The organism is Acidithrix sp. C25 (assembly GCF_904848545.2).
Genome location: NZ_CAJHCI020000006.1, coordinates 680,124 through 693,788, shown reverse-complemented (window position 1 = coordinate 693,788; position 13,665 = coordinate 680,124). Strand labels below are relative to the sequence as shown.

7 protein-coding genes and 2 pseudogenes are annotated in these 13,665 nt (G+C 46.6%); 5 read left to right on the top strand and 4 right to left on the bottom strand.

Annotation, left to right across the window (positions count from 1 at the left end; genetic code table 11):
* Positions 1 to 383: 383 nt before the first annotated feature.
* Positions 384 to 3,551: an EAL domain-containing protein gene (locus tag ACIDITHRIX25_RS72195; protein WP_160291877.1), complete on the top strand. Its 3,168-nt coding sequence runs from the start codon at positions 384 to 386 to the stop codon at positions 3,549 to 3,551.
* Between the two features lie 286 nt (positions 3,552 to 3,837).
* Here the strand turns inward: ACIDITHRIX25_RS72195 and ACIDITHRIX25_RS72190 are convergent, their stop codons facing one another.
* On the bottom strand, positions 3,838 to 4,752 hold the full coding sequence (locus ACIDITHRIX25_RS72190; protein ID WP_082058781.1) for a hydroxymethylglutaryl-CoA lyase: 915 nt from the start codon (positions 4,750 to 4,752) through the stop codon (positions 3,838 to 3,840).
* A gap of 615 nt (positions 4,753 to 5,367) precedes the next feature.
* Between ACIDITHRIX25_RS72190 and ACIDITHRIX25_RS72185 the strand changes: the two genes are divergently transcribed.
* From ACIDITHRIX25_RS72185 to ACIDITHRIX25_RS72175, 3 genes and pseudogenes are all read left to right on the top strand, one after another.
* Positions 5,368 to 5,694 carry a hypothetical protein gene (locus ACIDITHRIX25_RS72185; protein ID WP_201732506.1) on the top strand — a complete coding sequence of 109 codons (327 nt, stop codon included), beginning with the start codon at positions 5,368 to 5,370 and terminating at the stop codon, positions 5,692 to 5,694.
* Between the two features lie 329 nt (positions 5,695 to 6,023).
* Complete coding sequence (locus ACIDITHRIX25_RS72180) at positions 6,024 to 7,196, top strand: MalY/PatB family protein (protein WP_052606626.1); 1,173 nt, start codon at positions 6,024 to 6,026, stop codon at positions 7,194 to 7,196.
* 346 nt (positions 7,197 to 7,542) lie between these two features.
* A pseudogene (locus ACIDITHRIX25_RS72175) lies at positions 7,543 to 8,770 on the top strand (ISAzo13 family transposase).
* 366 nt (positions 8,771 to 9,136) lie between these two features.
* On the opposite strand, the pseudogene tnpA reads toward ACIDITHRIX25_RS72175, so the two are convergent.
* A pseudogene (gene tnpA / locus ACIDITHRIX25_RS72170) lies at positions 9,137 to 9,574 on the bottom strand (IS200/IS605 family transposase).
* Between the two features lie 295 nt (positions 9,575 to 9,869).
* Between tnpA and ACIDITHRIX25_RS72165 the strand changes: the two are divergent.
* Positions 9,870 to 10,994: a zinc ribbon domain-containing protein gene (locus ACIDITHRIX25_RS72165; protein WP_201732504.1), complete on the top strand. Its 1,125-nt coding sequence runs from the start codon at positions 9,870 to 9,872 to the stop codon at positions 10,992 to 10,994.
* 116 nt (positions 10,995 to 11,110) lie between these two features.
* Here ACIDITHRIX25_RS72165 and ACIDITHRIX25_RS72160 read toward each other — a convergent pair whose 3' ends face one another.
* Positions 11,111 to 12,310 (bottom strand): NAD(P)/FAD-dependent oxidoreductase, encoded by a 1,200-nt coding sequence (locus ACIDITHRIX25_RS72160; RefSeq protein WP_160291914.1) that lies wholly within the window; start codon positions 12,308 to 12,310, stop codon positions 11,111 to 11,113.
* A gap of 5 nt (positions 12,311 to 12,315) precedes the next feature.
* Positions 12,316 to 12,531 carry a ferredoxin gene (locus tag ACIDITHRIX25_RS72155; protein WP_052607038.1) on the bottom strand — a complete coding sequence of 72 codons (216 nt, stop codon included), beginning with the start codon at positions 12,529 to 12,531 and terminating at the stop codon, positions 12,316 to 12,318.
* Positions 12,532 to 13,665 lie beyond the last annotated feature (1,134 nt).

The window sequence follows — 13,665 nt, the reverse complement described above, 5'->3', positions numbered from 1 at the left end:
CCTACTAAAAATAATTTGCTAATAAGGCACAGTCAAAGCAGCACACCCATCCTGAACTAAAATATTTGAAAATTCCAGAAACGTTCTATCCTGTCCGGGTGAATCCAAGGCTGCGATTGTTCTACCGAAAATTCGGCCACTAAAGGTAGCTCGATTTCGATCTCCAATCAGACCAATTCGAGCAAAGCGAAATCGTATATGTGAAGTTCGCAAGACTTCTGTCCGATAAAAGATCACATAGAATTAACGACTCCATCTAGGAGCTCTAAGTTGAGATAAGAATTGTACAGAACAACGGTCGCCTGTGATCCTGGAGAAATAGCCCAAATGACCCTAAAGAACACAAAGAGTTTGGACGGACGTCTCGTGACGCGATGGGCGTTATGAACGACTCTAATTATTTTCCCGATTCAAAAGGTGAGGACTTGCTAGCCGGCAGAATAAATTCCCTTCTACACCTCTACGAGGCACTCTCGCAGGTAACAATCGAGGTGATCAACTCCTCTACCATTGGTGAGCTATTTCAGTCGGTCTGCGATTCAATGGTGCTAAGTGGAGAATTCAACCTTATCTGGATCGGAACATTAGGCGAGGATAATGTCTCGGTTCTACCAAGAGCGCGAGCTGGTAGAGACCTAGGATACATAGATTCGATTAAGACTGACATCACACAAGGTACAAAAGGACGAGGACCATCTGCACGGTCGATTCGTAATCAAGTGACCACAGTCGTCAACGATGTAGCATCTGACATGAAGATGCGTGCATGGCGACGGGAAGCGCAACAAAATAACTTGGCATCTTTGGTAACGCTACCGATCATGGTTGACCGGAATAACCGTGGCACGTTAGCTGTATATTCGCCAATAGTCGGCTATTTTGACGAATCCAAGGTGGAGATTCTCGAACGAATTGCAAAAATCATCTCACTCAAATGGAATAGTTTCGTCGAGGAGACTAAGGCAGGAGTCGAAAATGATTTAATCACCTCCAAAGAACGAACCCTAGCCATGGCAATAACACATTCCCCGATGGGAATCTGCCTACTCGATCAAGACGGGAAGGTCGTTGTTGCAAATGATTCCATCTGTCAGATTCTTGGCCGAAACCAGCAGGAATTAATCGGTATTCGAGCAGCCCTGTTCATCGAGGAGAGCGAACGGTCTCTTGCAATGGCCCAATGGTACGAAATCATGAACCAGCCCTCCTCTACCACGACCAACAATCTGAGATTAGTGCATAAGGACGGATCCAAACGTTGGGTACGAGTCCAACTCTCAGTACCGAACCCCGAAGATTCCAAATATCTGCTCCTCCAAATCGAAGACATACACGAAGCCCATTTAGAACAAGAGTTACAGCAAAACTTTGGTCTGAACATGGAAAAGCTATTAGCAAATGCACCAGTAGCACTGTTGGCAACCGACTCAGATGGCGTTGTTACTATGAACGCAGGGGGGTTGGCCTCAGCGCGCCCTGAATTTTCATTCTTTAAAATAGCCAAAGGTAACACATTGGCATTGGAGTCTCAATCTGACGGTGCAAATGAAGTAGTTCGCCTACTGGAAAACAAAGCGTCATTTGACGGATCTGTCCAAATCCACGAGACACAGATCGATCTCCATATCCAGGCACAATCAGGCCGGGATGGATCCATCGAACAGTTGATGGCGATCGCCATTGATACGACAGAGATGTTCCAAGCCAAGACACGTCTAGCCCTAAAGGCTGCCACCTCCCAAGCTCTATTAGAGCTAGGGCAACGTCTTATGATCGCTCAGGATAGTCAATCCGCTATTGATGAGGCAATAGCGGTGCTGAAAAACGCCTGCGGCGCGCGTTTCGTCCTTTTCGCACCAATACTTGAAGACTCTGGCATATTAGTGGGAGCTACTCACCAAGACGCAGAGCCATTTACCATTCGAGTAAATGTCCGTCGAAATACCGCTGTCGCACAGTCATTAGATGCGGTAAAAGTCGCCCTGCTACGGGGGGCTGAAATGCTTGGTGGCTTTGAAATTAGCGCGATATCACAGCAGTTCATCGAGGTAGCCGTCTTGCCGGTCATGGGACGAAATCAGATCCTGGGAGCAATAATAATAGTTCCTCGGAACGACGTTACCGTACGGCAAGATAATTTGGAATTCCTCAACGGCGTTATGACTAGCTTGAACACTACGATTCAGCGCACTGAATTAGAACATGCCCATTTAAATCAAGCACGCCTCGACCGCCTAACCGGCCTTTGGAATCGTGATTCATACAGGGAAGCATTAGCTATTGCCCTAGAAGAAAACTACAACTCTTCTTCTGGGGGCCTCTTGGTCGCAACACTAGATGTCGACCGATTCAGACAGATTAATGAAGCACTAGGCCATGAAGTTGGAGACAAGGTCGTCTTTAAGATCGCAGATGTACTTAGGACATGTGTGGTAGACGGCTGCACGATTGCAAGGATTGGGGGAGATGAGTTCGGAATCTTCGTCTCACTAGCTCGTGAGACTCTACAAAAAGATGCTCAGGCAATCCTCGACGGCATCCTCGATGACATTACCTATCCTATGCAGTTCTCAAGCGTTCGCCTTTTAATTTCAGCTTCCATAGGTGCGACGATTGTTCCCTGTGGCTCCATTCCCGATCAGAAAAAGACTCTAAGTCAAGTTGACATGGCAATGTATGACGCAAAAAGCTCCCAAGTTCGTGTCAAGTTCTACGTACCAAAGCCAAACGATCCCACCACGGAGACTTTGATGCTTCTGTCTGATTTGACTGAAGCGATCGACAACGGCGAGATTGAAGTCTATTTACAACCTAAGATGGCCATCAAAACTAGCAAGATTACCGGCTTTGAGGCTCTAGCTAGATGGAAACACCGTGTACGAGGCTTTGTTGCACCAGATCAATTCATCAGGCTGGCAGAGCAAACCGGTCAGATTAGGACGTTGACCGAGACGGTCCTGGAAAAATCAATATATCAAATCCAAACCCTTTGCGCACTTGGATACTGCCTTCCAATAGCAGTAAACCTCTCTCCATCGCTCTTTACCGATGAAACTATCGCTGAGACAATAGAGACGATGTTGCGCGCAGGAAACGTACCCTTTCCCTTTCTAGAATTGGAGTTCACCGAGACGATGTCGCTTGCCGATCCTGACAATGCCCTGCGTGTCTTTAGGCGTCTATCCGAACAGAACTTTCGCTTTTCAATTGACGACTTTGGAACGGGCTTCTCATCCCTAAATCATCTCCGAAATGTCGCGGCATCGGCTATCAAGATAGATAAAAGCTATATCGAGAATATCACAACCAGCGAAAAGGACTTCTCTATCGTAAAGGGCGTCATCGAACTAGGTCACGCACTCTCTTTTTCAGTCGTAGCTGAAGGCGTGGAAGATAAGGAAACTCTCAAATCGTTAGATAACCTAGGTTGCGATGAGATCCAAGGATTTCTCCTTGGCTATCCAATGCCCCTAAATGATCTCTTGACGTGGCTAGATCAAAATACATACTCAGATTGTGGCATGACCTTTCACAAAGACCTTAAACCATAAGAGTCCATTGCAAACTTGAAGTCTCGGCATGAAAATGATTTAACTACCAGTCGATGACCTACTCCAACGAACCCTATAGGCTTTAACGCATTCAGGATAAAATAAACTGCCAACCTAGACGAACCCGGCACTAGAACCCGGCACTAGCACTAGATAGCTCTCCTGTAAGATATCAACGAGCAAAGCCAAAGACCAAGTGCTGCCCCTTCTGGTACCTCTACAACAACCTAAAATCATCTAACGGCATCCCACTCGCCGCCAATGAGTTCCACCCTTTGCGAAATAGCTATTGAGGCGGAAAGATTCCAGCACGACCCAGTAGTGCAGGCACTGGGCGACCCATCTTCTGTGATAACCACTCCGAGATTTCAATAGCAGCTCCAAGGTCTACCCCAGTAGAGATTCCGGAACGCTCAAGCATAAAGCACAGATCTTCTGTCGGGATATTACCAGTTGCTCGAGGTGCAAAGGGGCAACCACCAATTCCCCCAAGCGATGAATCCAATGCATCCACACCCGCTATAACCGCAGCATAGGCACTAGCCAACCCAGTATTTCTGGTGTTATGGAAGTGACACCTAATCTTTAGGTCACTAGGTAGCAACTCTTTGGCGAGCGCCACTCGCTCTTCAACCATCGGTGGAACTGCTACACCGATGGTATCGGCGATAGCCACCTCGTCAATCTCTAGTTCCGCAATGGCCGACAATACGCTAGAAAATCTATCGATGCTAACTTCGCCCTCATAAGGACATCCAAAAGCCGCCGAGAGAGAAACCGTCAATGAAAGTCCATTCGCCGCTGCTCGAGGGGCTATCCTATAAAGCGCCTCGAGGTTCTCAGCGACAGACATACCTTGATTTTTCTGCGAGAAAGTCTCAGTCACAACCACCACATAATTGATCTCTCGGACCCTCGTCATCAGTGCACGATCGAGACCGCGCTCATTTAGGACGAGCCCAATAGCACCTTGCATGGCACGCTCGGAGAGACTGCGAAGAACCTCGTCTCCATCAGCCATCTGAGGTACTCGCTTAGGATTTACAAAACTGGCAACCTCAATGCGGTTTAGCCCTGCATCAATGGCGGACTCGATCAGAAAGAGTTTTTCGCTGTTATTAAAATTTACAGCCTCATTCTGCAGTCCATCCCGAGGGGACACTTCGACTATCTCAACGCTTCTTGGTAACAAACTACTCACAAAGCCACCTTCTAACAGAATTCCAAAAGATCAAATACAAAACTACCGACTCGAGCCTGAAACGACTCCGGTGTATAGATATCGACCAAGACTTCTTAATCTATCACCACCAGGCGCCATGGCCAATGTGATTTACCATAAAACGCAACCGTAGCCACAATCCAACAATCTGTGCGTAGCAGCCCTAGTGGGGGCGCTAACAAGTGATATCGAAGCCAGCGTCGAGTCAAATCTAAGCCACGGCACTATAAAGAGTAAGTCGCTCTGCATCTAATCGGGAAACAAAATACAAACTCTATTTCACCCATTGAAATACAAACCAAACGTCTAAATGTAAAAATTAGCACGCAACACCGCCATTTAAATCCATGCGATTATGTCAAAGCCTGGTAGCACCCCTGACCCTTAAATATTGCAGCAATTTGCAAAATACAATCTAACATTTCTGTAATATATAGATTTAGTATGTAAATTAATGAAACAAAAAAGCGACGATTAAGAGGGAACTGGCTTTGACCGGGGCAAATTTATAAACAATCACTTGTTTGTTTAAAGGTTCTATCAAATAATGGAATTGGAGTACCTCCACATTTTCTAAAGACGAAGAGGACCCGCGTGACTGCCGTAGTACCATTTATAGGATTTCAGATTGCCTTAGAACTCTTACTCCTGATCATCGGCCTTAGCCTTCTAATTAAATTGGCTTGCCAGAGACGAAGGGCAGCGCGACAATTAGATTCCCCGAAGGCGTCTTGTGAGGATGACATTCCACCTCCAAAGAGCGATAATTTATTCTCTGAACCCCCGAAACTACCAAGGCTTCTACTAGATCCAAAAAATAGCGAGATCGACGAGTCCACCTCTCAGTTTACCAATTTGGCAGATATCATTTCATCTCTGCCAAATGATAACAACGAGTCGGCAGCTAAGATTGAACTCTAAATACTAAGGCATGAGTGCATGGCTCTTTCGCCATGTTCCATTTTGGTAGTTTGGCCGATTTGAGCTGGAAAGATTTAATATTATCGACTATTTTGGCAATTGGTCTGCATTCAAATCATCTTTGGGCCATAGTTAACAAAAAAAACGACCAAAGCCTCCAGAATCCAGCTAGATACAGTGTCGTTCATAAGCTAAGGTTGTTTCGGCCAGACGCTAGAGTTGTTTCTGCCAGAAACTAGATGGAATATCAGACCCCGAAGAGGTCTAGATATGAAGTCCATCTATCGTTATGACTACAAAGTCAAATCGAAAGAATGAGAAGCTACGCCATGTCCGACACCTTTAACGCATCCTCAGAGCGGTTGTTACAACTATTACGTAATCCATATGGAACCAAATGGAATCGATACGAAGATGACGTTATCCCAATGTGGATCGCCGATATGGATTTCGGATCCGCTCAGCCTGTAGTGGATGCAATCTCAAAGGCGGCTGGTGGATTTGGCTTGGGCTATTCCAGACAAGAGGTATACGACGACACAATTGGGGCATTTCAGGGTCGTTACCTCGATCAATTCTCATGCGAGGTCGACCCATCGTTAGCACTGCTCACCACTGACGTAGTGCAATCGATTTACTTCGCTATCTCCCTCTTTAGCGAAGCTGGCGACAGCGTAATCATCCAAAGTCCCATCTACCCTCCATTCATGCATGCTACTAAAGAGTTGGATCGCCAAGTCGCCTTCAACCCCCTAGTTGAATCCAATGACACTATGCAGTTCAACTTCGAACAGCTAGACGAAATTGCTTCGGATCCAAAAGCTAAAATTCTCCTGCTTTGTAACCCTCATAATCCAAGCGGTCGAGTTATGACTGAAGTAGAGATCAGGGCCACCTTGGAGATCGCTAGTCGCCATAATTTATTAATTGTGGCAGATGAGATCCACGGAGAAATCACCTACCCTAGGCGTTCACACCTCCCAATTGCTAAATTTGTCGACGACTATGACGTCTCATTGATAACACTGACTTCGGCGTCGAAAGCCTTCAACCTTGCTGGCTTGCGATGCGCAGTTGCAGGCTTTTCATCTATGGCACTCAAGAGCCGCTTTGAGAAGATCTCATTTCATATGCGGGGAGCCATCTCTAATTTAGGAATGGTTGGAACCACAGTGGCTTGGCGCGAATGCGACGCCTGGCAAGACGAAGTTATGGGGCAGTTAGAAAAGAATCGTCAAACGATCAGCGATTTTATAAACCATCACGATCTACCCATTGGCTACTCAATGCCTGAGGGAACATATCTGGCCTGGCTCAACTTCGAAAATTCTAGCTTAGGAGATGATCCAGCCAGTATCATCCTACAAAAAGCAAAGGTGGCCCTAAGCTCAGGCTCTGATTTCGGACCAGAGTCATCGACCTTTGCGCGTTTAAATTTCGCGACCTCAAGTCAAAACCTACTAAGAGCCCTTGAGGCTATTGGTGAGGCAATTACCAAGTAAGTCAAATGATGAGCCCACTACAACCCTAGCCAAAGTGAGACGGAAGGCAGCGTAAAGGTTAGGTGTCATAAGCCAACTCCTTTGGCCAACTTATTTAGCGTGATGAAGATCTCATAGCTGGACATGAAGTCACACCTGAAAGCCATAGATCTAGTGAAGCACATGCGCTAGAGATAATCCAAGGGGTCTCCATATTGCCATAACAACGCTCTCGTCGTATTTTGTCATCTTCAAAAACTGTTCTAAAGACGGCGAACCCTCCGCAATTGTTAAAAATGTCGCATTAGATCGACTTGAGACTTGTAATTAAATAATGATTACATGCTTGTAATTTGTCCGCTATCGTATGGGCGTAGGCGAAGAACCGTCAATATCTAAGCGTTACCAACTGATCTCGGGTATCTTGAACGAACGTCAGCGTCGGCTGTATTTGGCAGCGGAGGCTCAGGTGCTCGGTTATGGTGGGGTCTCTTTAGTATCACGAGCAACGAATATTTCACGTCCGGCTGATCTATACAGGACTCAAGGAGCTTGCGGGGCTGGATCTTTCCAAGGGAAAGCAAGACGACCGTATTAGACGACCAGGTGGCGGTCGCAAAAGAACAGTTCTAGTTGATGATACGCTGCCAGGCGATCTAGAACCACTCCTTGAGTCAACAACTATCGGTGATCCCCAATCGCCGCTTCGATGAACCACCAAGGCCACCAGACCACTAGCAGATGAGTTCAGGGCTCAGGGCCACCAGACAAGCCATTCTATAGTGGCCAACCTATTGCACGAACGCAACTACAGCCTGCAATCAAATCGTAAGAATCTAGAAGGTCCCCAACACGCTGATCGTAATGCACAGTTTGAATTCATAGCGTCTTGTGCAAAAACTCTTTTAGATGAAGGTGAACCTGTCATATCGGTAGACGCCAAGAAGAAAGAACTAACTGGTGTATTTGCTAACAGCGGTAAAACATGGAGACCAAAGGGTGAAGCTGAAGAAGTCCTGGTAAATGATTTTATCGATCCATCCCTTGGCAGGACCAATCCTTACGGTGTCTATGACATCGGTCGCAATAAAGGCTGGGTGAGCGTCGGGATAGACCACGATACCGCAAGCTTTGCAACAGAGTCTATTCTTCGGTGGTGGCGGAAGATGGGATCTCTGGCATATCCAGCTACCACCAAAGTCATGATCACAGCTGACGGCGGAGGTAGCAACGAAAGCAGGATTCGCCTTTGGAAACTGGAACTTTAAAAGCTCTCAAACGAAATTGGTATACCAATTTCGTTTTGTCATCTACCACCTGGAACTTCAAAGTGGAACAAGATTGAACATAAGATGTTCTCATACATCACAATGAACTGGCGAGCAAGACCTCTTGTCTCGCATGAGGTAATCATCAACTCAATTGCTAACGCGAAAACAACGACCGGACTCAAAATCAACGCTGAACTTGACGCCAACAGTTACCCTCTTGGGGTAAAGGTCAGTGACGAAGAGCTGCGTCAGATAAATATCGATCGGGCTGAGTTTCATGGTGAAAGGAATTACACCATCTCTCCGCAGGACCAATCACCTTGACAAGATTATTTCGTTACGGGGCCTTGCGTTTAATTGCAGAGTTCGAAGATTCGCTTACCAGATAAAGCGTGGTGTTCAAGCACGCGGTATCGATTCCCTTTGGAAATCCCTTGTGAAATCGCTACAAGCCTCCATGAAGTAAGGTGTCTTCGCCTGAAATGATATTCGAAATGGTTCACACCCGTCTTTCTACTATTGGCTCCGCCAACTTCATTTGAACCAACGGGAGCGCAATCGGTTTCCGTGAGGGAGGGGTCAAGCGACCTAATTCTTTCTCGGTCTACCTGATTTACCTCTTGGGAGTTTCTGGTTTTCTATGTACTTCTTCACTTCCTCTAATGGGGCTCCACCACAAGACACTATCGACTAGGAGGGCGACCAAAAGTGCTCCCCCCACAAAGCCTCTCGGACTTCCGGCCAGTTCTTTGCCCTTACTCTCATGGCGATAAGTGTCTTCATGGACATCACCAGTCTCGACAGGGCAACTTTAGCTGCGTTGGTGATCAGTAGGTGGGTAGGTGATCAGTAGGTGGGTAGGTGATCAGTAGCTGCGTTGGTGATCAGTAGGTGGGCATGATCGCCGTCTGTCTCAAAAGCATCAAGGGTGGAATCGAAACGAGTACACACCTCAAGAATCGCAGATCTGATCTCGTCACTAACTCTCTCGGTTATGACATTACGTCGATATTTAGGTACCAAGACGATGTGTGCATGTAATTGATATACCACATGCCTTCCATTGCGCCAATCATCGTCATGTAGTGAAATATAGTCCTTAGTAGATAATGCTATATTAGTTATCAAATGGCTAGTAAAAGCGCAGAGTATACAACAGCTATCGTGTCCGTCACTCTGACAGGGGCCTCTTATCGTCTAGCCCATGACTCGTGCCATGGGGCAGCATTGTTATGGAACCAAGCGGTCAATTGGGTCCATGGCGAATGGAAAGCCAAGCGCTCTCCTAATAAGTACGACATTCAAGGGTTTCTCAACTCGATACCTCGCCAAGACCGTCCATTACACGCCCATACCACTTTAGACAATCGCTCACGATCTCTCAGAGGCCATAACCACAGCTAGGGTAAACCGCATGCAGGGTATGAAGATCCGATCTCCTTGGCGTAAGAAGAACTACCGGCCTCTATCGTTCTCGAAGAACTCTGGCTGGCGTATCTCCAAAGGTCAACTCCACCTGTCACTAGGTAGGGGCCGTCCGCGTATAGATCTTTCTATTCCCACCGTTTTAGATTCTGCAACTGGCGAAGAGGTTGACCCTGGGCTATGGGGTGAGATTCAACTGTGCTGGGATCGAGATAAAAGACGATTCAGTCTGCATATCCCTTATGAGACTCTCCGAGAAGTCTCGGTGGGTGATGCTTTGAGTGCCATCGACGAAGGAATCATCAACTCTATGGCGCTAGCTACTTGGGTAGATGACAAGACCATAGACGTAACGATTATCAATGGACGCGAAGCTCCAGCTATCAAACGACAAAGAAACAAGGCCGTCGGTCAACTACAGCACAAGATCAGCAAGTGCAAGAATGGATCTAAGAAGCATAAAAGGCTGGTAACTGCGAAGAAGAAGATCAACTCCAAAGCAAAGCTATCGCTTCGTGACTTTGATCATCAGGTTTCCAACAAGGCGGCCAATCACGTCATTAGCCACAACACCGCCAGAGTTATAGTTGGTGACGTGAGGGGTATTGAGAAGGAGACCAAGTCCAAGCGGCGCATGGGCCGCCACGGTCGTCAACAACTCTCCCAGTGGTCAAGGGGTCGACAGGAACGCTACCTCAAAGACAAGACCGGATTAGACCTAGATTTCCTGAACGAATCAGGTTCAACCAAGACCTGTCCAGCGTGCTTGACACGCAATCGACCATCAGGTCGGCCCTACCGATGCAAGAACCCTATTTGTGGTTTTACTTGTCATCGAGACGCTGTAGGAGCGATCAATATCCTCCAGAAGGCGTTATGCGGGGAATACACTCCAATTGGACCGGACATAAAAGTCCGAGTCACGTATCTCCGGGCTGTCGAGCGCTGGTCACTTGATCAACGTGAAGCACACCCCAAGGTGCAGTGCCGCAAGGCCAGAGCCCGAAGTAGTGCCCAGAACCGGGCCTTGTCTGAGGCAACTCAGATTAGCAAGCCGAAGCTAGCAAACTCATCCACCAGTACCGATTCATCGGTACCAGACCAGTTGGTCGTGGTGGCGTGACGGGAGCGATGCTTGGTAACCCCAACCAAACGGCGGAGCCAGAAGCCCCGTCCGTAAGGGCGGGGAGGTTCACTAATTACTCCAAGAAGTTGGCGGAGATTACCACTGACGACCTCTTAACGTGACTTTAGAGACTTCTCAACTTCGTCTCTGTATTTCATATGGCTCTGTCCCAATCCGATCAAAACTACGCCAACCATGGTCTCTTCTTGGAAGTAGCCCATTGCTACTTCGGTATCGATATCACCTTCCAGAATCCGAATTTGACTAGGGTCCACGACTAATCCGGGAATTCCAAAAGACTGAATCCTAAGATCAAACTGATCGGACCAAAATGCCGGCATCGGTTTAAATGACGTTGGAATGGTTCCCGATGTCAAAAGGCTTACCATTGCCTTACCGAGATAGCGACCGGAGTCCACCGCAATTCCCCAATGTTCGATTCGACGTGGAACCTCATCGAAAGCTAAATTTGGAAAGCGAGCCACATCTCCAACCGCAAAGTTCGCTCCACCATGGCCAAAGCGTAAGGTCTCATCACAGAGAACACCGTTACCCAAATCAAGGCCATTCTGCTGCATCCATTCCACATTTGGTATCGAACCGATCGCTTCTATAACCAGATCCGCCCTAATAATAGTACCGTCATCGCAATAAAGGGTAAAACCATCGGATCCACTCTCGATCTCTAGCGGGAGGCGACCAAGACAAAGCTCCACTCCTCTTTCTCGATGATGACGTCCTATAGCTCCTCCCAAAACGTTGCCCAACGGCCTTTGCATCAACACCTCTTCGGGTGCGACTATAGTTACCATATGGCCCAAATTAGTAAGGGTACCAGCCAATTCAGCACCAATAAATCCTGCACCAATAATTGCTATTCGCATTCCAGCTCGGATCAAAGCACCTTTTATAGCTTCCAAATCGTCAAAACTCCGAAGGGAAAATATGCCATTCTTGGGTTTTGGAATCGCCAGAGCACGACTGCGCAAACCTGTAGCAACTACAAGACCATCAAACTCTATGAGAGTATCATCCTCAAGGATTACCGTCTTTTCCTCTAATTGCAACGCTCGTGCCCCAACGCCCAAAATCATCTTGTATGAATCCGGCTTGGTCGAAGAACGAAGTTTGATCGCATCAAACCCTTCTGACGATGAAAGTGCCTCTTTCGAGAGTGGGGGCCGATTGTAAGGTGGATGCCTTTCGTCACCGATCAAGATCACCTCACCCGAATATCCAGCCCGCAAAATTGAATCCACCGAGCGAAGCCCAGCAAGCGAAGCTCCGACAACGACGACCCTTGATCTTTCCAATGACGTCAATCCTCTATCTCGATTGCTTGCATTGGGCATACATCTATCGCCTCTTCGATCGAGTCGCGAAGATCCTCATCGAGCTCACCTGAGACATAAGTACCTTTCGCGACGTCCCTAAAGGTCAATTCGCCTCTCGAATTAAGGGCAAAGACATCTGGAGCCGCAAAGACACACTGACCATGATCCGAACACTTATCAAGATCGACTGTTACCTTCATTATTCTTATTCTCCCTATCTTTATAGATCCACCCAAGAAGGGCAATCTTCTCTAACTAATTCAAAAACTAAGGTGCCAAGATGCATATGACTTTGAATCGTCAACTTCTCTTATGAAAATTATCGACATAACCTGGTAAATCAATAGTAATTTGCTCAAAATTGCCTCCTGAGGACTATGGCTTGTGGCAATGACCCACCTTTTCCAATATGGCCCAATGGCAATACCGTCAAACCAGAAACCAAGGCTCCACAATCCTAAAAGATGGTTGACTTATTTAGCCAATGCCTCATCTTGGGCGATGGGCTAAGCACTTCACCACTTAGGACAACTTTCCTACTTGCTAGCTATTTCTAACTTTTACCACCTTGGACTGAACCGCAACCCACAATGCCATCACCCACGCGCTATCGCCCGTAATTGCTGTACGTAGAGGACTCACACAAAGATCGCACGTGTATAAGCACTTCTAATAATTATCAAGGACTTATACACTTAACACTCATAAATTTTACGCCCGATAACGGTAGCCATCTCAGATCAATAATCGCATCCATCATTGACGTCCCTAATCATATTCGAGAAATCGCATCTAATTGATTTTGTATAAACCTCAAAACCACCATAAAGATCTGTCAGCGAATTAGGAGAGAAGCTCCCGGCTGGCAAAATTCGCTCGCAAATTAAATTAATTATCATTACCTAAAATAAAGACGGCATTAAACCAGTTAAGATTAAATATAAATGAGAATTTTCCTATAATTCATCGCTCCTATGCAGCCAGTCCATAGAACCAAGAGAATCTATCCAGTTCCAATTCACGAAGACTTATTAGAATCCATGCTACTCAAGCACAGGAATATCGACTTAGACCAATAGATTGATCTGATGGCTAATAGTGCCACCTTAGAAAGTTCCAGTGAACCAGTCTTACTCCCACTTGCGCATTAAGTAACCTAGGCTACCACTGCCTTTTCAGATGCATCATCCTAAGTAAGCTCCCAACGACAACCTCCAGTAAAAAAAATGGGTCACTAAAGTAGTTCCAATAAATCCTTATTATGGTTTGACTGAAAGATAGACACAACGCATTCTCGTATCTGGGATCTTTAAATGATAAATCCCAATCTTAAA